This window comes from Serratia sp. S4 (assembly GCF_000347995.1).
GTDB classification, from domain to species: domain Bacteria; phylum Pseudomonadota; class Gammaproteobacteria; order Enterobacterales; family Enterobacteriaceae; genus Serratia; species Serratia quinivorans.
In genome coordinates this window covers 49,506-73,235 of sequence record NZ_KB661120.1, presented here as the reverse complement: position 1 = coordinate 73,235, position 23,730 = coordinate 49,506, and the positions used below count along the sequence as shown (strand labels likewise).

The following is a 23,730-nucleotide window of genomic DNA, read 5'->3' as shown; positions in this document are numbered from 1 at the left end:
TAATAATTCTGTGAATTTAACTGTGAAATAACGTAATTGAGCAGCCTGTCGCAAACTCCGAAGATAAAGCCATCCCGTAAACCGGGCATTGCTACCCAGGAGTCGATAATGCAATCTTATTTTGATCAGCTTGAGCAAGTGCGCTACGAAGGCCCCACCAGTAATAATCCGCTGGCCTTTCATCATTACAATCCGGATGAACTGGTGCTCGGCAAGCGCATGGCGGAGCACCTGCGCTTTGCCGCCTGCTACTGGCACACCTTCTGCTGGAACGGTGCGGACATGTTCGGCGTCGGCTCGTTCGATCGCCCCTGGCAGCAGCCGGGCGACGCGCTGACGTTAGCCAAACGTAAGGCCGACGTGGCGTTCGAGTTTTTCCACAAGCTGAACGTTCCCTATTACTGCTTCCATGACGTCGACGTCTCGCCGGAAGGCGCTTCGCTGAAAGAATACCTGCACAACTTTGCGGTCATGACCGACGTACTGGAAGAAAAACAACACAGCAGCGGGGTAAAACTGCTGTGGGGCACCGCCAACTGCTTTACCCATCCGCGTTACGGTGCCGGTGCGGCCACCAACCCGGATCCGGAAGTCTTCAGTTGGGCCGCCACCCAGGTGTTCACCGCCATGAATGCTACCCAGCGCCTGGGCGGTGAAAACTACGTGCTGTGGGGCGGCCGCGAAGGCTATGAAACCTTGCTGAATACCGATCTGCGCCAGGAGCGTGAGCAAATTGGCCGCTTTATGCAGATGGTGGTGGAGCACAAGCACAAAACCGGTTTCCAGGGCACCCTACTGATCGAGCCAAAACCTCAGGAGCCGACCAAGCATCAATACGATTACGACGTCGCCACCGTGTACGGCTTCCTCAAGCAGTTCGGCCTGGAAAAAGAGATCAAGGTGAATATCGAAGCCAACCACGCCACGCTGGCAGGCCATTCGTTCCACCATGAGATAGCCACCGCCATCGCGCTCGGCATCTTTGGTTCCGTCGATGCCAACCGGGGCGACCCACAGTTGGGCTGGGATACCGACCAGTTCCCGATCAGCGTGGAAGAGAACGCGCTGGTGATGTTCGAAATTCTCAAGGCCGGGGGCTTTACCACCGGCGGGCTGAACTTCGATGCCAAGGTGCGCCGTCAAAGCACCGACAAATACGACCTGTTCTATGGCCATATCGGGGCTATGGATACCATGGCACTGGCGCTGAAGGTCGCGGCAAAAATGGTGACTGACGGCCAGTTACATCAGCAGGTATCAAAACGCTATGCCGGCTGGAATGGTGAATTGGGCCAGCAAATTTTACAGGGCAAACTGTCGCTCGAGGCGCTGGCGCAGTACGCTGAAGGACATGCACTGGCGCCACAGCACGTCAGCGGCCGCCAGGAACAGCTTGAAAACCTGATGAACCGCTATCTGTTCGGCTAACTGACCCCGCGCGGCACTCGCCGCGCCTTTAAGGATCTTTCCATGTATATCGGCATCGACCTCGGCACGTCCGGCGTAAAAGTCATTTTGCTCAGTGAGCAGGGCCAATTGCTCGCCAGCCACGGTGAGTCGCTGCCCATCTCCCGCCCTCATCCCTTATGGTCAGAGCAGGCCCCGCAGGACTGGTGGCACGCCACCGATCGCGCCATGCTGGCGCTGGGCAAGCAACACAGCCTGCAACAGGTGAAGGCCATCGGTCTCAGCGGCCAGATGCACGGCGCCACGCTGTTGGACGCACGGCAACAGGTGCTACGCCCGGCCATTTTGTGGAATGACGGCAGAAGCGGCGCGCAATGCCTGGCGCTGGAACAGGCGGTGCCACAATCACGGCAAATCACCGGTAACCTGATGATGCCGGGCTTCACCGCCCCTAAACTGCTGTGGGTGCAACAACATGAACCCCAGGTGTTTGAGCGCATCGATAAGGTGCTGTTGCCCAAAGATTATTTACGCTGGTGCCTCACCGGCGACTTCGCCAGCGACATGTCGGACGCTGCCGGTACCGGCTGGCTAAACGTGGCGCAGCGCGACTGGAGCGCCGAGATGCTGGCCGCCTGCGGCCTGACCCGCCAGCAGATGCCGCAACTGTTCGAGGGCAATCAGGTCACCGGGCAAACGCATACCGAACTGGCCCGGCGCTGGGGCATGTCCCCGGTACCTGTGGTGGCCGGTGGCGGCGATAATGCCGCCGGGGCGATCGGTGTCGGGCTGTATCAGGCCGGGCAGGCGATGCTGTCGCTCGGTACCTCAGGGGTTTATTTTGCCGTCAGCGACGGCTTCCTCAGCAACCCGGCCAGCGCGGTGCACAGTTTCTGCCATGCGCTGCCCGACACCTGGCACCTGATGTCGGTGACGCTCAGCGCCGCCTCCTGTCTGGACTGGGTTTGCAAACTGACTAACGTCGAAGACGTCGCCACCCTGCTGTGCAATGTCGAACAGGCCCCCCCGGCGGCGGCTCCGCTGTGGTTCCTGCCCTACCTGTCCGGCGAACGGACGCCGCATAACAATCCGAACGCCAAGGGGGCATTCTGGGGCCTCACCCACCAACATGGCCCGAACGATCTGGCGCGTGCGGTGCTGGAAGGCGTCGGTTTTGCCCTGGCAGAAGGCATGGATGTGTTGCACGCCAGCGGCCTGCAGCCCACCAGCATCACCCTGATTGGCGGCGGTGCGCGTAGCCCGTTCTGGCGGCAAATGCTGGCGGATATCAGCGGTCAACGGCTGGAATACCGCACCGGCGGTGACGTCGGCCCGGCGCTGGGGGCCGCGCGGCTGGCTCAAATCGCACTGAACCCGCAGCGCCCACTCGGCGAACTGCTGCCTGAGTTGCCGCTGGAGCAGGTGCATACCCCTAATGCCGAGCGCCATCAGCAGTACGCCAGGCTGCGCAGCACCTTCCGCGAACTCTATACTCGCTTGTTGCCGCTGATGTAAAACCAGTGGGGGCATTAGCCCTGCCCCCTTATTATTGCCAAATCGAATAGTCGCCAGTGGCAAATGTCACTGCCAACCCGCCGGCTCCTCTCCTAAATTGGTGGCTGTCTTTTGACGCACTTCACCTCTGGATTAAGGAACTGAACGTGGAAAAAAACCAACAACAAAGCCGCAGAGCTTTCCTCAGCCAAACCGGCAAAATTACCACTGCCTGCGCGGTGATCGGCCTGACCGGCGGCGTGGCGCAGGCCGCCGTACCCACTGGCAGCCCTTGTTTACCGGAGGCCCAGCCCATGACCCTGACCGACAACCACTACTGGCTCAGCGATGTGCGGCTGGAAGAGGGTTTCGAGTACGATGGCGATACGGTGATCGGCACCCGCACCGCGCTCTATCAGCTTGAAATCAAAGACGGCAAGATTGCGGCCATCCACCCGAAGGATGCCGCGGCCCCCGCTGGCGTACCGCGCTATCAGGCACAGGGCCAGTTACTGTTACCGGCATTTCGCGACATGCATATCCATCTGGATAAAACCTTTTACAGCGGCCCATGGCAGGCACCGCGCCCGCGCCAGGGCAAAACCATCATGGATATGATCGCGCTGGAACAAACATTAATCCCCAAACTGTTGCCCACCTCGCAACAGCGCGCAGAAAACCTGATCGCCCTGCTGCAATCCAAAGGCAGCACCGTGGCGCGCAGCCACTGCAATATCGATCCGGTCAGCGGGCTGAAAAGCCTGGAACACCTGCAGCGCGCACTGGAAAATCACCGGGCAGATTTTAGCTGTGAAATCGTCGCCTTCCCGCAGCACGGGCTGCTGCATTCCAAAGTCGACGGCTTGATGCGCGAAGCCATGCAGATGGGAGTGCAATACGTTGGCGGGCTGGATCCGACCAATGTCGACGGGGCGATGGAGCAGTCGCTGGATGCCATGTTCCAGATTGCGCTCGATACCGGCAAAGGCGTCGATATCCACCTGCATGAAACCAGCCCGGCCGGGGTGGCAGCCATCAACTACATGATTACCACCGTAGAAAAGAACCCTTCGCTACGCGGCAAAGTCACCATCAGCCATGCCTTTGCCCTGACCGCGCTGAACCCGAATGAATTAGAGGAAACCGCCACCCGACTGGCGGCGCAGCAAATCACCATCGCCTCGACGGTGCCGATCGGTGGGTTGATGATGCCACTGCCGCAGCTCAGTGAAAAAGGGGTATTTGTGATGACCGGAACCGACAGCGTGATCGACCATTGGTCACCGTTCGGCACCGGCGATATTCTGGAAAAAGCCAACCTTTACGCCCAGCTCTACCGGGGTTCCGACGAGTTCCATCTGTCGCGCGCCATGGCGATTTCCACCGGCGGCGTGCTGCCGCTGAATGACAAAGGCCAACGGGTGTGGCCCAAAGCCGGGGACAGCGCGGAGTTCGTGTTGATCGACGCCAGTTGCTCCGCCGAAGCGGTAGCCCGTCTGCCAACGCGCCGCACCACCTTCCATCAAGGGCGGCTGGTGGCCGGCCAGGTTGGCAAAGCCTGATGCTGGTCCGCTAATGCCACCATGATGGCCGTTTTTGGCCTTCTCCCTTGCAGAATAACGGCTCAGTATGGCGTTATACCTAATTGGCGGAGGGCCGAAAATGTCACATAGCGCGTTATTGATCATCGATGTTCAACAATCATTTCAGCATCGTCCATTCTGGCAAGAGCAGGATCTCCCCGCCTTCCAACAGGCGCTGACGCGGCTGATTGAAGGCTGCCGCCAGCAGGGCGTAGCGCTGGTTGATGTATTTCATGTATCGCCAGAGGGGCCATTTTCGTTGGCGTCCGGCTGGGTAAAACGCCTGCCGTTCCTCGACCATCAGGCCGATGTCACCGTACACAAACAGGTGCACAACGCGCTGACCGAATCCGGCCTGGATGCCTGGCTGCTGGAGCGACACATCAAGCATTTGATTATTTGCGGCATTCGTACCGAACAGTGCTGTGAAACCACCACCCGGGTGGCGGCCGATCTCGGCTATCAGGTGACTTTCGTGACCGAGGCCACGCTGACTTTCCCGATGCAGCACCCCGATGGAGAAGTCTTTACCACCGAACAACTCAAGCGGCATACTGAGACGGTGCTGGTCGACCGCTTCGCCCGCATCGCCAGCGTGGATGAGGCTCTGGCGCAACTCTCACAGGAGTAACCATGCCGCAGGCCGTCTACTTTCTGATGTTGCCCCAGGTGCTGTCGCTGGACGTTAGCGGCCCGGCCGAAACCCTGCGCCTGGCCGGGCAGTTCGGCCTGCACTACATCAGCCCAGTGCCGCAGGTTACCTGCTCGGTTGGCATGACGTTGAGTCAGCTACAGCCGCTGCCCGACCGGCTGGAAGACGGCGCTATTTTAGTGGTGCCGGGCGTCAGTGATTCGCAACATTTCTTCGCCAATGGGCCGGCCGAACAGGCCCGTCGCTGGCTGGCCGCGCTGCAACCCGACCTGCAACAGCAACGTATCACGCTGGTTTGTGTCTGTTCCGGCGCCCTGCTGGCGGCACAGGCCGGTTTGCTCGACGGTTACCAGTGCACCACCCATCACGACGTGATTGAACGCATGCGCCAGCAGGCCCCGGCAGCGCAGGTGAAAGAAAACCGCATCTTTGTTGAAGACCGCAGCGTTTACACCAGCGCCGGCATCACCGCCGGGATCGATCTGGCGTTGCACCTGATTAATCGCCAATGCGGCGCTAGCCGGGCGATGGAGATTGCCCGGGAAATGGTGGTGTATTTTCGCCGTTCCGGCGACGACCCGCAGCTTTCACCCTGGCTTCGCTACCGTAACCATCTGCACCCGGCGGTGCACCGGGCGCAAGACGTGATGGCCGCCGAGCCGGAAGCGGAATGGTCAGTACCGCAGGTGGCGGAAAAGGCCCATGTCAGCAGCCGCCATCTGGCACGGCTATTCCGCAGCCATGTTGGCATCAGCGTGCGTGAGTACCATGAACAATTACGACTGGCGGTGGCGCAGCAGCGCCTGCAGCAAGGCTATGGGCTGGAGAAAGCGGCGTTGGCCGCGGGATTTTCCTCCGGCCGCCAACTGCGCCGCGCCCAGCAGCGCGGCTCAATCGGCTTATGACACCAACCGTCGAGTGTCTATTTTCTGCAGGCCTATCGACAGCAGCAGGCTAAGCGCCAGCGCCACGCCAAACACCCAGAAGATATCCAGCAACGGATGACTGGTCAGTTCCAGGTGCCGGTTGCGCATAAAGTTAACGATAATGGCGTGAAAACCGTAGATCGCCAGCGAATGGCGGGAAAAAACGCCCAACCAGCCAATCGGCTCCGGCAGGCAGTTTTTAAACCAGATAACCAAAGACACCGCCGCGATAAACACCAGCGGGCCGCAGTAAATGTAATAGGTATCGGCGAAGTTGCCGTTGATAAACATCTGGCTTTTGGTGCCGTGGATAATCAACGCCACGCTGGCTACAAACCCCAATGCCGCCAGCCCACTGACGCCCCGCCCCTGGGTGTCCATCATGCCAATCGCCCGTCCGGCCAACGCATACAGCAGGTAATAGAAAGTATCGCCGTAGATATACAGATTCACCGGTAGCAGATGCGTGTTACCCAGGGTCAGCGAGCTGGTATTGGGGTTGGCAATCACCGCCAGGATCACCAGCACCCCGGCCAGATAGCGGCGCGATACCGGCTTGACGCTGACCAGCGGTGACAGCAAGTAAATCACCGCAATCGCATAGAAGAACCACAGGTGATAGAACACCGGCTTGAGTAACATGCCTCGCAGCGACGGCCAGAAGCCGATTTTGGTGAACGCCGCGATATAGATCAACGCGATGGTGCTGTAGAACAGGATGCAACAGCCAATGCGGATGAAATGTTTCTTGCCTGCGCTTTTCTCACCGAAAAACAGAAAGCCGGAAATCATGAAAAACAAAGGCACCGAGACGCGTGACAGCGAGTTCAGCACATTGGCGATATCCCAGTTGTGTTCCCCCACCGCCACCCCGCTGGTGACGTAATAGGTGGTGGCGTGGATCATCACCACCATCATGCACGCCACCGCGCGCAAGTTATCTATCCAGCCAATTTTATTACTCAAAGGTCGCCCGTAATATTGTCATCTTCGTTTGTTATAAAGAGGTTAACCAGCGAAAGTGTGGGTGGCAACCCTGACGGGCAATATCAGAATGTGCTTAAACAACACCTGATGATTGCCAAGGTGAACAATTGGCGGCAAAATAGCCGCAACAACTCGCTCAGATAGCGTTCCCCGCCCTGACAGTTCCTTATTTATTCTTTACTTTCAGTACGATAACTATGAAAACAACATTACCACCTGCGGCTCGCTTGGGTCGACAGGCGCTTTTATTCCCTCTTTGTCTGGTGCTGTTCGAGTTCGCCACCTATATCGCCAACGATATGATCCAGCCTGGCATGCTGGCGGTGGTGGCAGATTTCAACGCCGGTGAAGAGTGGGTGCCAACCTCAATGACCGCCTATCTGGCCGGCGGTATTTTCCTGCAGTGGCTGCTGGGGCCATTGTCGGATCGCCGTGGTCGTCGCCCGGTGATGCTGGCGGGTGTGGCGTTCTTTATCGTCGCCTGCCTGGCGATTTTGCTGGTGACCAGCATCGAGCAATTTATCTTTATGCGTTTCCTGCAGGGGATTGGCCTGTGCTTTATCGGCGCGGTCGGCTACGCCACGATACAGGAATCTTTTGAGGAATCGGTGTGCATAAAAATCACCGCGCTGATGGCCAACGTGGCGCTGATTGCCCCGTTGCTCGGGCCATTGGCCGGTGCTGCGCTGATCCACGTCGCGCCGTGGCAGAGCATGTTCGTGCTGTTCGCGGCGCTGGCGGCCTTTGCCTTCTATGGCCTGTGGAAAGCGATGCCGGAAACCGCGTCGCTGCAGGGTGAGAAACTCTCGGCCGCCAACCTGTGGCGTGACTATCGCCAGGTGCTGTCCAACCGTCGTTTTGTCTGCGGGGCGCTGGCCATTGGCTTCGCCAGCCTGCCGCTGCTGGCCTGGATTGCCCAATCACCGGTGATCCTGATCAGCGGCGAGTCGCTGTCGACGCTCGATTACGGCCTGCTGCAAATTCCGGTGTTCGGTGCGCTGATCCTCGGCAACCTGACGCTGGCGCGTTTGACCGGTAAAAACAGCGTACAACGCCTGATCAAACTGGGTGCAGGGCCAATGATGCTGGGGCTGTTGATCGCGGCGCTGGCTACCCTGTTCTCGACCCACGCCTACCTGTGGATGACCGCAGGCCTGAGCCTGTACGCCTACGGTATCGGGCTGGCCAACGCCGGGCTGTACCGCCTGACGCTGTTCTCAAGCTCCGTCAGCAAAGGCACGGTTTCCGCCACCATGGGCATGTTGAGCATGATGGTATTCACCGTCGGTATAGAACTGGCAAAAGTGGCCTACGTGTGGGGCGGCAGCGGGTTGTTCAATTTGTTCAACCTGATTAGCGGCCTGTGCTGGCTGGCGCTGGTGGCGCTGTTCCTCAGCAAACGCCGCAGCGGCGACGCAACGCCGACGCCTAACGCCGCATTGTAATGATCAGCACGTGAGGAGAGGTTATCTCCTCACGTGCTGTAAAGTTTGCATTGGATTCAACACCCTCAACTCCGTTTGTCAGCATCCAAATTTATCGCCCATGCTTGCACTTCCTCATGGCTGATAATATTCAGCTGTTCTACATCATTAAGTGCCTCTAGCGTCAAACGTCGCTGTTCTTCCTCTCGAACAGTTTTGTCAGTCCCTACGTTATTTTTTGCAACTAGCAGAAAAGTATTAATATTCATCCTGATCGCCTCGTCCCTAAACCAAAAAACGTAAGATACCCAAAATAATTGGAGTTGCATCAAGGCGGCAAGAGCATGAGTCCCCAGGAGCTTACTCAAGTAAGTGACTGGGGTGAGTGCTCGCAGCCAACACAGAGGCAGCTTCAAGTATGACGGGTATACAACCCACTGTCGCGCAGCAGGTGCTGGTTGCCCTTGCGGCGGGTGAAGCCGCTGCGGTCGAAGAACTCCAGCACCTGGATCGCCAGCTTGCGACCCACGCCGAGCCGGTCACGAAAATCGGCGGCATTGGTACTGCCCTGCTCCACATCAAGCTCACGGATCAGTGCAGCGAACTGTTCAATGCGTTGGCTTAAGTAGTAACGATCCACCACTACCGCCGTGACATGCCCCAACTGTGCCGCTTTACGCAATGTCGCCCGTATCCGGGCCTCGTCTTCGCCCAGTTCGGTCGCCAAATCGCGAACCCACCAGGCTTCATCGCCGAACCGCGGCTCGATAATTTCCCACAGGGCCAGTTCTTCAGCACTGAACGCCAGGCCGTGTTCCGGCAGGTGCAACCAACCCCGGGTATTGTTTATCAATCCCTCGGCCAGCAGCCGATCGATCATCATAAATACCAGCGGCTCAGCAAGCTGAGGCAGTGCCATGCGCCGCAGCCGCGCCCGCCCCAGACCGAGCTGATCGCTATGCTGCTGGTGGTAGTCGGCCAATACCTGTAGCAGACGCTGTTGGCCCTGCTGCACATTCTCCTGCGCCAGCGCCATATCGCCGGCAATCAACAACTCACGGCCCACCAGCAACGCTGCCAGTTCGCCTGCCGTCAGTTGCCGGGCCCAGGCAAAGGCGGCCAGATCCAGTGCGCCATTAGGCAGATGCAATGCCAGCACCTGCCGGTCATCGTCGGCCTTTGCCAGCGCCGCCAGCCAGGCCAGATACTCAGGTTGACGCTTGCCTCGCTTCGGGGTGGCCAAACTCAGCACTCTGGCGCCACCCAGCGTTTGGCGAGCGCCAATATCACGTAGCACCAGCCGATCGTTTTCCGCCAACCAGAGTGGACGATCGAGAATCAGCTCTGCCAGCCCCTCATTGAGCAGCGAAACTCGCCCGGTGATATGGCTGGCGGCATGATGCAGATGCAGCGGTTGCCAGTGTTTGATCGGTTGGTCAGCATCCAGTGCGACCAAAATGCGCTCGGCAGCGGCCAGCGGCTTTTGCGCCAGCAGCCAGTCACCGCGCGCCACCTGTTCTTTACTGACGTCACCACTGATATTCAGTGCGATACGCTGCCCGACCTGCGCCTGCTCAACCGGTTGGTTCTGCGCGTGCAGGCCTCGTACCCGCACCGGGGTATCGGCACCGGTCAGCCACAGCTGATCACCCACGGCGACTTGCCCACCCAATGCGGTACCGGTCACCACCAGACCCGCGCCTTTAACGCTGAACGCGCGATCCACCGCCAGACGGAAGCGACGGGTTAACGCATGTTCGTCAGGCTGCAACGCCAGCAGATGCGCGCGCAGCGCGTCGATTCCCCGCGCCTGTAGCGTCGCAGTAACGAACATGGGCACCTGATGCCAACCCTGGTGCGTCAGTTCGTCACTTAGCTGACGTCGTACTTCTTCAATGCGTGCCTCATCCACCCGATCGGCCTTGGTCAGCGCCACCGTCAGCGCTGGCCGGCCGCTCAACCGCAGTATCGCCAGGTGCTCGCGGGTTTGCGCCATCACGCCGTCGTCACAGGCCACCACCACCAGCGCATGGTCGATGCCGCCGACGCCTGCCAGCATATTGGCGAGGAATTTTTCATGACCGGGCACGTCGATAAAGCCCAGCACCCGGCCATCGGGCTGCGGCCAGTAGGCATAGCCCAGATCCAGGGTCATGCCGCGGCGTTTCTCCTCCGGCAGGCGATCGGCGTTGATCCCGGTGATCGCCTGCAGCAGGGTGGTTTTGCCATGATCGACATGACCGGCGGTAGCGATAATCATGCGCTCAGCGCCTCAATCAATGCGTCTTCCTGCTCCAGACAGCGTAGATCCAGCCACAGCCTGCCGTCGTTAATGCGGCCAATCACTGGCTGCGGCAGAGCGCGCCAGCGTTCCGCCAATGCTTCCAGCGTTGCGCCACGGCCGTCCTGCGGCGTAAAGGTCAATGCATAGCTGGGTAGCCGATCCACCGGTAATGAACCGCTACCGATCTGCGACCAGCACGGCTCGGCACGCAACTGGAAATGCCCGGAAAACTGCGGCGTCAGCGCCTGTAACAGTCGCTCGGCGGCATCCTGCATCGCCTGCTGTGGACGTGTCAGCAACCGCAGCGTCGGCAACTGTTGCCCCAGCAGTTCGGGTTGTTGATAGAGCCGTAAGGTGGCCTCCAGCGCCGCCAGCGTCAGTTTGCCGACGCGCAGCGCGCGCTTTAAAGGATGCTGCTGCAACCTGGCAATCAGCGCCTTTTTACCGACGATGATGCCGGCCTGTGGGCCGCCCAACAGTTTGTCACCGGAGAAGGTCACCAGATCAACACCGGCAGCCAGCAGCCGCTGCGGCATAGGTTCGGCCGGCAGGCCGTACTGCGCCATATCAATCAGCGAGCCGCTGCCCAGATCGGTGGCGGTCGGCAGGCCATGTTCGGCACCCAGCTGCGCCAGCTCGGCTTCGTCCACCGCCGCGGTAAAGCCCTGAATGCTGTAGTTGCTGGTATGCACCTTCATCAACAACCCGGTCTGATCGTTAATCGCGTTACGGTAGTCTTTCAGATGGGTGCGGTTGGTGGTACCTACTTCGACCAACTGGCAGCCCGCCTGACGCATCACGTCGGGAATGCGGAACGCGCCGCCAATTTCCACCAGCTCACCGCGTGACACCACCACTTGCTTGCCGGGGGCGATCGCCGCCAGCATCAGCAATACCGCGGCCGCATTGTTATTGACGATGCAGGCGTCTTCCGCGCCGGTCAGTTGGCACAGTAAATCCGCGATGGCGCGATCGCGATGCCCACGACCGGCACCATCGAGATCGTATTCCAGCGTCACCGCCCCGCCCATCGAACGCGTCACCGCCTCTATCGCCGGTTGCGCCAGCAGAGCCCGGCCGAGATTGGTGTGCAACACGGTACCGCTTAGATTGAATACCGGTGCCAACGACGGGCGCTGCTGTTGTGCCAGCCTGACGCCAAGCGCCTGCGGCCAGTCAGCACACCAGTCAGGCAGCCGTTGATGCTGTTTAATGGTCTCACGCGCCTGCCATTGCAGTTGGCGCAGTAGCTCGCTAATCAGCGTCTGGCCATATTGCGCCACCAACGGTTCGATAGCGGGATCGCGCAGCAGGCGGTCAATGGCAGGTAACTGGCTGTAAAGATGCTGGGATTCAGTGCTCATGGTCGCTCGGTTTTATTGTGTGGTCTCGGCATAAAGCAGAACCCCGCCGCAGCGGGGTGGGAGACATCAGGGAGGCGAGGTGCGGGCAAAACTTTCGCGGGCAAACAGCCGCTCGGCCAGTTTGATCAACGCCGGTCGTTCGACGCACCAGTTGGGCATGATACGGCGGAAATTGAGATAACCCAGCGCACAGCCGGTGGCAATATCGGCCAGCGTCAGCACTTCGGTGTTTAGCAACGTTTTTTCCTGCGCCAGTTTTTCCAGCGCGTCCAGTCCGTGCGTCAGCTTGGCGCGCTGGCGCAGGATCCAGTTTTCGTCCTGTTTATCCGACGCCCGCTGGCTCTCGCGATATAGCGTGGCGGCGGCCTCAGTCACGCCATCCGCCAGGGCTTCCACCTGACGTATGCTCAATGCTGCCGCGCGATCGGCGGGTAAAAATGCCGGGGCGGCAGGCAGCAGTTCAAGGTATTCGGCAATCACCCGCGAGTCGTAAAAGACGCCGCCGTCATCAGCCACCAGCACCGGAACCTTGGCGAGCGGATTCAGCTCCACCACCCGGCTGCCCGGCTCATACGGCGGATCGTTAACGAATTCGAACGCGATGCCCTTTTCCAGCAGCATCACGGAAATCTTGCGGACAAAAGGGCTGGTGTAACTGCCAATAAGCTTCATCAGTCTTCCCCTCGGCTTGCAAACCTCAGCGTTATTAGTTCACCGTCAGCGTATCGATAATCTGCTGAACCAGCGCCTGATGCGCCTCCGGCGTTTTGGCCGGCGACAGCATTTGCAGCGTCACCACCCGCTTGTTGAGCACCGTCAGCATGATGGTAGACACCACCTTCTGCCCGTTGATGCTCTGCTCGGTATCCACCCGGCGGAATTTCTGCTTACCGACGGTGAAGTTCTCTTCTTTGGTGGTCTGGATATTCTGATAACGGTCGGCCAGCTCGGTAATCATGCTCTGCGTCAGATCTTTGAGCATTTTATCGCTGCTGTTGAGCTTCATGTCGTCAGGCGGGATCACTTCGGAAGAGACGGTGCTCTGGCGTGATTTGCCGTCCAGGAAGCGCTGAATGGTGGATTTGCTGTCGTTGATGATGCCGCTGTTCTCGGTCTGATCGCTAAAGCCCGATGGCAATTCAAAGGTAATCTTGCCCTTTTGCATCGAGACTTTCAGGCCCGGAGGCGGTGCGGGTTTTGTCTCCACCACCGGCGGTGGCGGTGCAGGCTGCGTGACGACCGGTTTGGTATCCGGTTTTGGCACTTCCGGTTTGGTGTCGTCCTTGTTGTCACAGGCCGCCAGTCCGATGGCCAATACGGCAACCGCCGTAAATTTCGCAATGGTCTTCAACATCGTCAGTCCCTTTCCTTTCGCTTCGCGCGTCATTGCGTAAACGTAGCAAGTCGCCCCGGCGAATGCCAGAAGCCCAGCCCGAAATTAATCATCCGATAAATGATAAGGGCCGAATATATTCAGCCCATACGCCAGATATTACGACCCCGGGAACAGGAACGGGTTGATGCTGCTACGGGCAAAGCCTTCATCTTCCATTTTGGCGTCGAGCACCAGCGTGGCCAGATCGTCGGCAACCGCCTCAACCTGTGGGTCTTTTTCCTGATATAAAATCTTCAGGTAAGTGCCGCAGTCACCGCAGCTTTCCGCTTTCACCGCCGCCAGTTCGCTGTCCAGCGACCAGTAGTTGAGGTCACGAGTCTGCTCGCAGTTGCTGCATTTGATTCGCACCACGTGCCATTCGCTTTCGCACAGGTTGCAGTGCAAATAACGCAGGCCGCTGACGGTGCCGATATGCACTACGCTGGAAACCGGAATACTGCCGCACACCGGGCAGAACTGGCGGTGTTCGCCATATTCGGCGCGAGCCTTGCCGGGGATAAGACCGGCCATCTGCGCCCAATAGAGCGACAGCGCGGCCCAGATAAACGGCGCTTTCTCGCTGCCAATCTTGCCGAAGTCCTGGTTAAGCAAGGCGTCGGCCAGCAATTCCAGCTCGTGCGACGAGGCCTTTTCCAGGTTATCCAGCACCGCCAGAATGTGTTCCGGCGCCTGCGGGCGCAACTCGGCAATCAGCGAAGCCAGCAGTTTGTGCCAGTGTTCACTGCGCGGAAAAACGCTCAGATCCAGCGGTGGTTTGCCGCTGGCTGCGCCCTGCTGCAACGCTTCGGTCAGATCCAACGTCAGCGGGTTGTCGTGCAGCGCGTGATGCTGCGCCTCGGCCAGTTGGGCGGCGAAGTTCAGGTAGTCGCCCAGCGGGTTGTCGGTCGCCAGCTTGCGCAGGCGTTCAGCACGGCGGCTGTAAAGGCTTTTCAGATTCGCGAAAAGTAACGGCGGGATGGTTTCCGCCGTTGTGGACTTCTCACGCTGTGCCCCTAACTGCTCTTTAGGAACAATGCGGATGCTCATCAGGGTTTGTCTTCCTGTTGTTTCTCGCGGACCTCTCGGTACCAACGCGGGTGATGTTTTTTAGCCCAGGCCGCCGGCACCCAGCCTTCCACCATCGCGGTAATGGTGCCTTTTACCCACAATGCGGCGTAAATATGCACCATAATCACAATGATAAGCCCCACCGCCGCCAGCGAATGCACCAGCAACGCGATACGGATCAGCGGTATTGGGAAGGACGGCGCAAAGTACGGCCGCCAGATCACCACACCGCTGGCCAGCAACAGCACCAGACTAATGATTGCCGCCCAGAATACGCACTTCTGACCGAAATTATAACGCCCGGTGTCACCCACTTCCTCGTTCATGACGATTTTTTGGATGTTTTTGGCCCAGACGATGTCTTCGCGGTTGATCAGGTTATGCTTCCAGTAGCGCAGGAACATCAGCAGGAAGGCCGCAAACATAATCACCCCAACGAAGGGGTGCAGAATGCGCGCCAACTGCGGCGTGCCGAGAATGTTCATCAACCAGTTGAAGGAGGGGAAAAAGAACCCCAGCCCGCTGATGGCGGCGAACACAAAGCAGAACGCCACAATCCAGTGGTTAATCCGCTCCGGCGCGCTGTAGCGCTGAATACGCTTTTCCTTCTTCATTTGCGCGTCTCCTCATCGTGCAGCTCGTCGTTGTCTTCCTCTTCGACACGGTTAGGACCGACGCCGACATAGTGGAACACGCTCGCTGCAAAGGTGGCGGCAAAGCCGATGGCCGCCAGGGGTTTCCACACGCCTTTCCAGAACGTGATTGCCGGGCTGATGGTCGGGTTATCCGGCAAACCGTGATACAGCTGCGGCTTGTCGGCATGGTGCAGCACATACATCACGTGGGTGCCGCCCACGCCCGCCGGATCGTACAGACCGGCGTTCTGATAACCACGGGTGTTCAGCTCGCTGACGCGCTCGGCGGCGATTTCCTTCATGGCGTCCTTGGTGCCGAAATGGATGGCCCCGGTCGGACAGGTCTTCACACAGGCCGGTTCCTGGCCGACATCAACCCGATCGACGCACAGGGTGCACTTGTACACCCGGTTGTCGTCCTTGTTCATGCGCGGCACATCGAACGGGCAACCGGCGATGCAGTAACCGCAGCCGATGCAGTGTTCGGACTGGAAATCGACGATGCCGTTGGCGTACTGGATGATGGCCCCTTCCGACGGGCAGGCCTTCAGGCAGCCCGGATCGGCGCAGTGCATGCAGCCGTCCTTGCGGATCAGCCACTCCAGCTTGCCGTTTTCCTCCACCTCGGAAAAGCGCATCACCGTCCACGACTTGGCGGTCAGATCGGCGGGGTTATCGTACACCCCGACGTTGCTGCCGATTTCATCGCGGATGTCGTTCCATTCGGAACAGGCCACCTGACAGGCCTTGCAGCCGATACAGGTGGTGACATCGATCAGTTTGGCCACTTCCTCCTGGTGGTCACGGGCGCGCGGCGCCGGCGTGAAACCATTGGTGGCGGATTTACGAATGATGTCCTGAGATTGCATTGCCATAATTCGTCTCCGTTACACCTTTTCCACGTTGACCAGGAACGCCTTGAACTCTGGCGTTTGCGTATTGGCATCACCGACAAACGGCGTCAGCGTGTTGGCAATAAAGCCTTTCTTCGCCACCCCTTCGTAACCCCAGTGGATCGGGATACCTATGGTGTCGACGTCCTGGCCGTTCACCTGCAGGGTGCGGATACGTTTAGTCACCACCGCCTTGGCCTTGATAAAGCCGCGGTTGGAGCTGACCTTCACCGTATCGCCATGCTGAATGCCTTTTTTCGCCGCCAGTTTCTCGCCAATCTCCACAAACTGTTCCGGCTGCGCGATGGCGTTGAGTATCGCGTGCTTGGTCCAGTAGTGGAAATGCTCGGTCAACCGGTAAGTCGTCCCGACGTATGGGAACTTGTCGGAAGTGCCCATCGCCGCCAGATCGTCCTTGAACACCCTTGCCGCCGGGTTGGAAACCACGTTCGGGTGCAGCGGGTTGGTACCGAGCGGCGTTTCAAACGGCTCGTAGTGTTCCGGGAACGGCCCTTCGGCCATTTTATCGGTGGCAAACAGACGGCCCATGCCTTCCGGTTGCATGATGAATGGCCCCACGTCGCTGCCCGGTGCGGCGGCGCTGTAGTCCGGGATATCCACCCCGCCCCACTTGGTGCCGTCCCATTCCAGCAACTGACGTTTTGGATCCCAGGGCTTGCCCTGCGGGTCAGCGGAAGCACGGTTGTACAGAATGCGGCGGTTGAGCGGCCAGGCCCAGGCCCAACCCAGCGTATTGCCGAGGCCGGACGGATCGGCATTATCACGCCGCGCCATCTGGTTACCGGCCTGCGTCCAGCTACCGGCGAAGATCCAACAGCCACTGGCCGTCGTGCCGTCGTCACGCAGGTGGGCAAAGGTGCTGAGCTGCTCACCTTTTTTCGCCAGCACTTTGCCGTCGGCGTCGAGAACGTCCGCCAGCGCCTTACCGTTGCTTTCCATCGCCACTTCTTCCGAAGCAGGATCTTCCGGTGTCAGGTAATCCCAGGTCATGTTCAGTACCTGCTCCGGTACCGCACCGCCTTCACGCGCGTACATCTCACGCAGACGGATGAAGATGCCCGCCAGGATTTCCCCGTCGTGCTTAGCCTCGCCTGGGGCATCAGCCCCTTTCCAGTGCCATTGCAGCCAGCGCCCAGAGTTCACGATCGAACCGTTCTCTTCGGCGAAACAGCTAGACGGCAGACGGAATACCTCGGTTTGAATCTTCGACGGATCGACGTCGTTGAACTCGCCGTGGTTCTGCCAGAAGTTGGAGGTCTCGGTATTGAGCGGATCAATGGTCACCAGGAACTTCAGTTTTGACAGTGAGGCCACCACCTTGTTCTTGTTCGGGAACGACGCCACCGGGTTAAAGCCCTGGCAGAAGTAACCGTTGACCTTGCCTTGTGACATCAGCTCGAAGTACTGCAGCACGTCGTAGCCTTTGTCCCACTTCGGTAACCAGTCAAAGCCCCAACCGTTTTCCTTCTGCGCCTTGTCGCCATAGAAGCTCTTCATCATGCTGACGAAGAATTTCGGGTAGTTGCTCCAGTAGTTCACCTGGCCCGGCAGCAACGCCTTCGGCGTATTGGCTTTCAGGTAGGTGTCGATATCGGTCTGTTTCTCCGACGGCAGCGTCATATAGCCCGGCAGGCTCTGCGACAGCAGGCCCAGGTCGGTCAGACCCTGAATGTTGGAGTGGCCACGCAGCGCGTTGACGCCGCCACCCGCCATGCCCATGTTTCCGAGCAACAGCTGGATCATCGCCATGGTGCGGATGTTCTGCGAACCGACCGAGTGCTGAGTCCAGCCCAGGGCGTACAGGAACGACGCGGTTTTATCCGCCACGCAGGTTTCGGCGATGTATTCACAGACCTTGATGAAGTCTTCGGTCGGCGTACCGCAAATGTTGTTCACCACCTCTGGCGTATAGCGGCTGACGTGCTGTTTCAGCAGGTTCCACACGCAACGCGGGTCCTGCAGCGTCAGATCGCGCTTGGCAAAGCCGTTTTCATCGAACTGATAGTTCCAGGTGGTTTTATCATACTTGCGGTTTTCCGCGTCATAACCGCTGAACAGGCCGTCTTCAAAGGTAAAGTCTTCCCGCACCAGCAGGCTGGCGTTGGTATAGGCGTGGACGTATTCGCGGTTAATCTTGTCGTTGGTCATCAGGTACAGCAACACGCCCGACAGGAAGGCAATGTCGGTCCCGGAACGGATCGGCGTGTAGAAATCCGCCACCGATGCGGTACGGGTAAAGCGCGGATCGATGACGATCAGCTTGGCTTTATTGTGTATTTTGGCTTCCATCGCCCAGCGGAACCCCACCGGATGCGCTTCCGCCGCATTACCGCCCATGACGATAATCAGATTCGCGTTCTTGATATCAACCCAGTGGTTGGTCATCGCACCGCGACCAAATGTTGGAGCAAGACTTGCTACCGTTGGTCCGTGTCAGACACGTGCTTGGTTGTCTACGGCAAGCATGCCGAGAGCGCGACTAAATTTTTGGGTTAAATAACCGGTTTCGTTACTGGAAGCGGAGGCACACAACATGCCGGTGCTCAACCAGCGGTTGACGGTCACGCCCTGTTCGTTGGTTTTAACGAAGTTGGCGTCACGGTCTTCCTTCATCAGCTTGGCGATGCGGGTGAAGGCGTCGTCCCAGCTCAGGCGCTGCCATTTATCGGAACCTGGCGCGCGGTACTCCGGATACTGGAGACGGCTGGCACTGTGGATGAAGTCGACCAAACCTGCGCCTTTCGGGCAAAGCGCGCCGCGGTTGACCGGGTGATCCGGGTCGCCTTCAATGTGGAAAATGCTTTCTTTGGCGTTTTTGGCGCCATCACCAAGGCTGTACATCAACAGCCCACAGCCGACGGAACAATACGTACAGGTATTACGGGTTTCACGGGCGCGCAGCAGTTTGTACTGCCGGGTTTCCGCTAACGCCACTTCCGGGGCAAAGCCCAGAGCAGCCACCGTCGTCCCTGCCATACCGCCAGCGCAGATCTTAAAGAACTGCCTTCTGCTGACCTGCATGGGGGTCTCCTTTCACTTGCGATTGTCACATTGTTTCAAATGGCGCTTTCCCCCTGGAAGCGGGAAGCGCTAAAATTACTGTTGTTTTTACGCGGCAATATTACCACAGCGTATATGTGGTTGTTACAAACAGGTGCCACTTAAGTGAACAATATAAAGCCAGACCAACATATCAATGATATCAATGAGACCTTGCTCACAGGGGTGACTCGGTCCCAGGTGTATCAACGCGGGCAACTCGCCACCGCACAGCAGGATTGGCTGGCGGAAGAAGTCCCGGTCGCACTGGTCTATAACGGCATTTCTCACGTGGTGATGATGTGCACTCCCAAAGATCTGGAGGCGTTCGCCCTGGGTTTTTCCCTGTCTGAAGGCATCATCGAGTCACCGCGCGATATTTACAGTATAGAGATTAACCAAACTTGTAACGGACTGGAGGTGCAAATTGAGCTGTCCAGTCGTCGCTTTGCCGGTTTGAAAGAGCGCCGCCGTGCCATGGCGGGCCGCACCGGCTGTGGCGTGTGCGGCATCGAACAGTTGGCGGATATTTTTCGCCCGCTGCCTGCACTGCCGTTTACCCAGACCTTTTCCCTCACCAATCTTGACTCTGCATTGAAACAACTGCGAGAAGTGCAGGTAGTTGGGCAACTGACCGGTTGCACCCATGCCGCCGCCTGGTTGTCGCCACAAGGGGAATTACTCGGCGGGTGTGAAGATGTGGGCCGTCATGTCGCCCTGGATAAGCTGCTCGGCGTACGCGCCAAACAGGGCTGGCAGCAGGGTGCGGTATTAACTTCCAGCCGCGCCAGCTATGAAATGGTGCAAAAATCCGCCATGTGCGGCGTCGAGATCCTGTTTGTGGTTTCTGCCGCCACCTCACTGGCAGTGGAAATCGCCGAGCGCAGCAACCTGACGCTGGTCGGCTTCAGCAAACCCGGCCGTGCCACGGTGTTTACTCACCCGCAGCGCATTGTGGATTAACCAAAGACCACATAATAAGTAGGGCATTGATAATCATTTTCAATATCATTTAAATAACTATAATGATCCGACTGCTTACGCGGTGCTCACATAATGCGCCGCCCCTATACCATTGGAGATGATGATCATGAGTTACTCACTGCCATCCCTGCCGTACGCCTACGACGCACTGGAACCGCATTTCGACAAGCAGACGATGGAAATCCATCACACCAAACATCACCAGACTTACGTTAACAACGCCAACACCGTGCTGGAAGCTTACCCAGAACTGGCTCAATACAGCGTTGAAGACCTGATCCAGGATCTGGATAAAGTGCCTGCTGACAAGCGCACCTTCATGCGTAACAACGCCGGCGGCCACGCTAACCATAGCCTGTTCTGGAAAGGCCTGAAAATCGGCACCACTCTGGGTGGCGATCTGAAAGCGGCTATCGAACGTGATTTCGGCAGCGTTGAGAAATTCCAGGAAGAGTTCGAGAAAGCCGCAGCGACCCGCTTCGGTTCAGGTTGGGCCTGGCTGGTACTGAAAGGCGACAAACTGGCTGTAGTGTCTACTGCTAACCAGGACAGCCCGCTGATGGGCGAAGCCGTTGCCGGCGCTTCAGGCTTCCCAATCGTGGGCCTGGACGTGTGGGAACACGCTTACTACCTGAAATATCAAAACAAACGTCCAGACTACATCAAGGCATTCTGGAACGTGGTTAACTGGGATGAAGCGGCAGCACGCTTCGCTGCGAAGAAGTAATTCGCCCCCGGTAATGAAGATACCCGCTTGATGCGGGTATTTTTTTGACCAAAATTCGCTAAAGTTTGACCGTTCTTTGCCGATGGTTTGTTCAATTGACGTTCGCCCGAAGGAAAGGAAAATCATTATGGCGGCATTGAAAACCTTGGCAGGAAAGTTCGTTCATCTCACCGTGGGTAAAAAGCTCGGCCTCGGATTTGGCCTGATGCTGTTGCTGACGGCGATCATCGCCGGTACCGGCGCCCAGTATCTGAATATCATCGAATCCCGCGCCAACCGCATCGATTTCAGCAACCGGCTGAACGACGAGATCAATCAGGCCAAATACAACCGTGCGCTATTCGGCCAAACCTACAAACCGGAATACCTGAAAAATAACCGCACCAATATCGAAAACGCGGTCAAGCTGATCAACCAGGGCCAGGAACTGAACTGGGATACGCAGAGCCGGAAAGATCTGCAGCGTTTGGTCGGGCTGATTGGCCAATACCAGCAACAGCAAAACGCCTTCGAAAAGGCAGTGGCGGCAAAAGATGCCGTACGCCAAAGCTGGAACATGTCGGAAGTGCAGGACAGCCTGAACCAGGTGGAGCGGCAAATCACCAATGCTGACCTGCAACTGGCCTTTATCCAGCTGAACCAAAAGCTGACCCTGGTGCGCTACGGTGCTCGCGGCCTGTTGCTGAGCCTGAGCGCGGAGTCCGAAGCCCCACTGGTGGCGGCCATTGACGATGCCCGCAGCGCGGCCAATGCGCTCAGTCGGCGACTCAGCGATGCTCAACGCCCCTTGCTGCAACCCCTGCTGACCGCGCTCGACGACTACAAAAACCGTATCGAAGCCTACCTGCCGGCTTATCAGCAGGAACAAGCGGTCAGTCAGTTGCTGGGCAACAGTGCGCAAGAAGTCGGCACGCTGGTTAATGCCTTTATGCAGGACGAACTGACGCAAACCCATAACGACATCAATTCGGCGCAGTTGCAGATGGGTATCACCACGCTGATCGCCATTATCGCCGGATTACTGGTTGCCTGGCGCATCACGCTGCAAATAACCCGACCGCTGCAAAGCACGCTGGCGCTGGCGGAACGCATCGCCAGTGGCGATCTGCGTCAGGCGCAGACCAGTACCCGCCGCGATGAACTGGGCCAGTTATTGAACGCCGTGGCGGCCATGAGCCAGAACCTGCGCGATATGATTGAAAAAATCCAGATGGGCGTCAGCCAGGTGTCCACCGCCGCCGCCGAGATTGCCGCCGGTAACACCGATTTGTCCTCACGCACCGAACAGCAGGCGGCCGCAGTGGAAGAAACCGCCGCCAGCATGGAACAACTGACCGCCACGGTGAAGCAAAACGCCGAAAACGCCCATCATGCCAATCAGTTGGCTACCGATGCCTCGCAGACGGCCCAGCAGGGCGGCAAACTGGTGGAAAGCGTGGTCAGCACCATGCGCGATATTTCCAGCAGTTCGCAGCGGATCGCTGAAATTACCACCCTGATCAACGGCATTGCCTTCCAGACCAACATTCTGGCGCTGAATGCGGCAGTGGAAGCTGCGCGTGCCGGCGAACAGGGCCGTGGCTTCTCGGTGGTCGCCAGCGAGGTGCGCAATCTGGCACAGCGCAGTGCCCAGGCAGCAAAAGAGATCGAAGGGCTGATTGCCGAGTCGGTCAACCGGGTACAAACCGGCACCACGCTGGTGGAAAACACCGGCAATACCATGGAGCAGATCGTCCTGTCGGTCACCCACGTGCGTGACATCATGGCGGAAATTGCCGCGGCCTCCGACGAACAGACTCGGGGTATCGCCCAGATCGGCCAGGCCATTGTCGAAATGGACCACACCACCCAGCAGAACGCCGCACTGGTGGAAGAATCCGCCGCCGCCGCCGACTCGCTGGAGGAACAGGCAGAAATGTTACTGCAGAGCGTTTCGGTATTCCGCCTGGCGGAGCATTCTGTGCCTGCCGCCGCGAAAGCCGTCGCGGCCAAAGCCCCGATCGGCAAACAACCGACCACCCAAACCGCCGGGCAAGACAACTGGACCACCTTCTGACCCTCTCCCGCCCGAAACCTCTCGGGCGGGTTATTGTTCCCCGCTGCCAACTCGGGCTATGCTGGGCCTTCGACGCGAGACAAGGAGGCGCATATGCATCACCCAGAAGTTTACATCGGCACTATCCAACCCTACGAAGGCGGACGGCCCAGCGGCATCGCCAAGCGCCTGGTGGATGGGATCGTCAAACTGACCCCGCTCGGCCTGGAAGGCGACGAACAAGCGGAGAAAAGTTATCACGGTGGGCCTGATCGCGCGCTGTGTCACTACCCCCGTGAACATTACGAGCACTGGCGCGAACAGTTCCCGGCGCAGGCGGAACAGTTCTGCGCACCGGCCTTCGGTGAAAATATTTCTACCCTCGGGCTGACCGAACATAACGTGTTTATGGGCGATATCTTCCGCTGGGGCGAAGCACTGATCCAGGTCACCCAGCCGCGCTCTCCCTGCTTCAAGCTCAATTACCATTTCGATATCGACGACATTTCGGTGCTGATGCAGCAAAGCGGCCGCTGCGGTTGGCTGTACCGCGTAGTGTCCGCCGGTAAGGTCAGCGGCGATCGTCCGCTGGAACTGGCAACGCGCAGCAGCGACGTCTCGGTCGCCGAGGCCATCGGCATCGCCTGGCATATGCCGTTTGATGAAGAGCAGTATCGCCGTCTGTTGGCGGTGGCCGGGCTGTCTGCCAGCTGGAGTAAAACCATGCTGACGCGCATCAGCGAAGGCCGCCTCGAAGACTTTAATCGCCGCCTGCTGGGCCGCTAAAATAGACCGGTTGAAAATAAAACCTGGCGCTGCCTACAGCGCTAAA

The 23,730-nt window shown here is 58.6% G+C and carries 20 protein-coding genes; 10 read left to right on the top strand and 10 right to left on the bottom strand.

Features of this window, described 5'->3' with window-relative positions; genetic code table 11:
* Positions 1-108 precede the first annotated feature (108 nt).
* The 5 genes from xylA (at position 109) to SERS4_RS0100950 (ending at position 6,041) form a co-directional block, all read left to right on the top strand.
* Positions 109-1,428, top strand: coding sequence for a xylose isomerase (gene xylA / locus SERS4_RS0100970; RefSeq protein ID WP_017891188.1), 1,320 nt, complete (start codon positions 109-111; stop codon positions 1,426-1,428).
* Between the two features lie 42 nt (positions 1,429-1,470).
* On the top strand, positions 1,471-2,922 hold the full coding sequence (gene xylB / locus SERS4_RS0100965) for a xylulokinase (protein ID WP_017891187.1): 1,452 nt from the start codon (positions 1,471-1,473) through the stop codon (positions 2,920-2,922).
* Positions 2,923-3,068: 146 nt separating this feature from the next.
* A complete protein-coding gene (locus SERS4_RS0100960) occupies positions 3,069-4,463 on the top strand; it encodes an amidohydrolase family protein (RefSeq protein ID WP_017891186.1) in 1,395 nt (464 codons plus the stop codon).
* Between the two features lie 100 nt (positions 4,464-4,563).
* Positions 4,564-5,115: a cysteine hydrolase family protein gene (locus SERS4_RS0100955; protein ID WP_012004568.1), complete on the top strand. Its 552-nt coding sequence runs from the start codon at positions 4,564-4,566 to the stop codon at positions 5,113-5,115.
* 2 nt (positions 5,116-5,117) lie between these two features.
* Entirely contained in the window at positions 5,118-6,041 is a 924-nt protein-coding gene (locus SERS4_RS0100950; protein WP_012004567.1) for a GlxA family transcriptional regulator, read from the top strand.
* On the opposite strand, the gene SERS4_RS0100945 is transcribed toward SERS4_RS0100950, so the two are convergent.
* Positions 6,036-7,028 (bottom strand): acyltransferase, encoded by a 993-nt coding sequence (locus SERS4_RS0100945; RefSeq protein WP_026142141.1) that lies wholly within the window; start codon positions 7,026-7,028, stop codon positions 6,036-6,038. The two genes, SERS4_RS0100950 and SERS4_RS0100945, sit on opposite strands and share 6 nt — an antisense overlap.
* A 218-nt stretch (positions 7,029-7,246) precedes the next feature.
* On the opposite strand from SERS4_RS0100945, the gene SERS4_RS0100940 reads away from it, so the two are divergent.
* On the top strand, positions 7,247-8,494 hold the full coding sequence (locus tag SERS4_RS0100940; protein WP_012004565.1) for an MFS transporter: 1,248 nt from the start codon (positions 7,247-7,249) through the stop codon (positions 8,492-8,494).
* A gap of 65 nt (positions 8,495-8,559) precedes the next feature.
* Here the strand turns inward: SERS4_RS0100940 and SERS4_RS26860 are convergent, their stop codons facing one another.
* From SERS4_RS26860 to fdnG, 9 genes are all read right to left on the bottom strand, one after another.
* Positions 8,560-8,742, bottom strand: a complete 183-nt coding sequence (locus SERS4_RS26860) for a hypothetical protein (protein ID WP_126501188.1) — start codon at positions 8,740-8,742, stop codon at positions 8,560-8,562.
* Positions 8,743-8,885: 143 nt separating this feature from the next.
* The gene (gene selB, locus SERS4_RS0100930; protein ID WP_017891182.1) at positions 8,886-10,733 is read right to left on the bottom strand and encodes a selenocysteine-specific translation elongation factor; all 1,848 of its coding nucleotides are present in this window, start codon (positions 10,731-10,733) and stop codon (positions 8,886-8,888) included.
* The gene (gene selA, locus SERS4_RS0100925; protein ID WP_017891181.1) at positions 10,730-12,121 is read right to left on the bottom strand and encodes an L-seryl-tRNA(Sec) selenium transferase; all 1,392 of its coding nucleotides are present in this window, start codon (positions 12,119-12,121) and stop codon (positions 10,730-10,732) included. The genes selB and selA overlap by 4 nt, the downstream gene beginning before the upstream one ends.
* A gap of 66 nt (positions 12,122-12,187) precedes the next feature.
* Positions 12,188-12,793: a glutathione S-transferase gene (locus SERS4_RS0100920; RefSeq protein ID WP_017891180.1), complete on the bottom strand. Its 606-nt coding sequence runs from the start codon at positions 12,791-12,793 to the stop codon at positions 12,188-12,190.
* Positions 12,794-12,827: 34 nt separating this feature from the next.
* Positions 12,828-13,475, bottom strand: a complete 648-nt coding sequence (locus SERS4_RS0100915) for a DcrB-related protein (RefSeq protein ID WP_017891179.1) — start codon at positions 13,473-13,475, stop codon at positions 12,828-12,830.
* A gap of 138 nt (positions 13,476-13,613) precedes the next feature.
* The gene (fdhE, locus tag SERS4_RS0100910) at positions 13,614-14,543 is read right to left on the bottom strand and encodes a formate dehydrogenase accessory protein FdhE (RefSeq protein WP_017891178.1); all 930 of its coding nucleotides are present in this window, start codon (positions 14,541-14,543) and stop codon (positions 13,614-13,616) included.
* Positions 14,543-15,178, bottom strand: coding sequence for a formate dehydrogenase cytochrome b556 subunit (gene fdoI, locus SERS4_RS0100905; protein WP_012004559.1), 636 nt, complete (start codon positions 15,176-15,178; stop codon positions 14,543-14,545). Before fdoI ends, fdhE begins: the two co-directional genes overlap by 1 nt.
* Positions 15,175-16,074, bottom strand: coding sequence for a formate dehydrogenase subunit beta (gene fdxH / locus SERS4_RS0100900; protein WP_017891177.1), 900 nt, complete (start codon positions 16,072-16,074; stop codon positions 15,175-15,177). The genes fdoI and fdxH overlap by 4 nt, the downstream gene beginning before the upstream one ends.
* A gap of 12 nt (positions 16,075-16,086) precedes the next feature.
* On the bottom strand, positions 16,087-19,134 hold the full coding sequence (gene fdnG, locus SERS4_RS0100895) for a formate dehydrogenase-N subunit alpha (protein WP_156816632.1): 3,048 nt from the start codon (positions 19,132-19,134) through the stop codon (positions 16,087-16,089).
* A gap of 144 nt (positions 19,135-19,278) precedes the next feature.
* Here fdnG and fdhD point away from each other — a divergent pair, with 144 nt between their 5' ends.
* From fdhD to yiiM, 4 genes are all read left to right on the top strand, one after another.
* Positions 19,279-20,115: a formate dehydrogenase accessory sulfurtransferase FdhD gene (fdhD, locus tag SERS4_RS0100885; protein WP_017891175.1), complete on the top strand. Its 837-nt coding sequence runs from the start codon at positions 19,279-19,281 to the stop codon at positions 20,113-20,115.
* Between the two features lie 127 nt (positions 20,116-20,242).
* Entirely contained in the window at positions 20,243-20,863 is a 621-nt protein-coding gene (gene sodA / locus SERS4_RS0100880) for a superoxide dismutase [Mn] (RefSeq protein ID WP_012004554.1), read from the top strand.
* Positions 20,864-20,990: 127 nt separating this feature from the next.
* Positions 20,991-22,919, top strand: coding sequence for a methyl-accepting chemotaxis protein (locus SERS4_RS0100875; RefSeq protein ID WP_017891174.1), 1,929 nt, complete (start codon positions 20,991-20,993; stop codon positions 22,917-22,919).
* 93 nt (positions 22,920-23,012) lie between these two features.
* Complete coding sequence (gene yiiM / locus SERS4_RS0100870) at positions 23,013-23,684, top strand: 6-hydroxyaminopurine reductase (RefSeq protein ID WP_017891173.1); 672 nt, start codon at positions 23,013-23,015, stop codon at positions 23,682-23,684.
* Positions 23,685-23,730 lie beyond the last annotated feature (46 nt).

Excerpts from the sequence above, each read along its gene's own strand:
- SERS4_RS0100875 (WP_017891174.1), top strand. The coding sequence starts at position 20,991 with ATGGCGGCATTGAAAACCTTGGCAGGAAAGTTCGTTCATCTCACCGTG.
- SERS4_RS0100920 (WP_017891180.1), bottom strand. The coding sequence starts at position 12,793 with ATGAAGCTTATTGGCAGTTACACCAGCCCTTTTGTCCGCAAGATTTCC.
- sodA (WP_012004554.1), top strand. The coding sequence starts at position 20,243 with ATGAGTTACTCACTGCCATCCCTGCCGTACGCCTACGACGCACTGGAA.
- xylA (WP_017891188.1), top strand. The coding sequence starts at position 109 with ATGCAATCTTATTTTGATCAGCTTGAGCAAGTGCGCTACGAAGGCCCC.
- SERS4_RS0100940 (WP_012004565.1), top strand. The coding sequence starts at position 7,247 with ATGAAAACAACATTACCACCTGCGGCTCGCTTGGGTCGACAGGCGCTT.
- SERS4_RS26860 (WP_126501188.1), bottom strand. The coding sequence starts at position 8,742 with ATGAATATTAATACTTTTCTGCTAGTTGCAAAAAATAACGTAGGGACT.
- SERS4_RS0100955 (WP_012004568.1), top strand. The coding sequence starts at position 4,564 with ATGTCACATAGCGCGTTATTGATCATCGATGTTCAACAATCATTTCAG.
- selB (WP_017891182.1), bottom strand. The coding sequence starts at position 10,733 with ATGATTATCGCTACCGCCGGTCATGTCGATCATGGCAAAACCACCCTG.
- xylB (WP_017891187.1), top strand. The coding sequence starts at position 1,471 with ATGTATATCGGCATCGACCTCGGCACGTCCGGCGTAAAAGTCATTTTG.
- SERS4_RS0100950 (WP_012004567.1), top strand. The coding sequence starts at position 5,118 with ATGCCGCAGGCCGTCTACTTTCTGATGTTGCCCCAGGTGCTGTCGCTG.
- fdxH (WP_017891177.1), bottom strand. The coding sequence starts at position 16,074 with ATGGCAATGCAATCTCAGGACATCATTCGTAAATCCGCCACCAATGGT.
- selA (WP_017891181.1), bottom strand. The coding sequence starts at position 12,121 with ATGAGCACTGAATCCCAGCATCTTTACAGCCAGTTACCTGCCATTGAC.
- yiiM (WP_017891173.1), top strand. The coding sequence starts at position 23,013 with ATGCATCACCCAGAAGTTTACATCGGCACTATCCAACCCTACGAAGGC.
- fdoI (WP_012004559.1), bottom strand. The coding sequence starts at position 15,178 with ATGAAGAAGGAAAAGCGTATTCAGCGCTACAGCGCGCCGGAGCGGATT.
- SERS4_RS0100915 (WP_017891179.1), bottom strand. The coding sequence starts at position 13,475 with ATGTTGAAGACCATTGCGAAATTTACGGCGGTTGCCGTATTGGCCATC.
- fdhE (WP_017891178.1), bottom strand. The coding sequence starts at position 14,543 with ATGAGCATCCGCATTGTTCCTAAAGAGCAGTTAGGGGCACAGCGTGAG.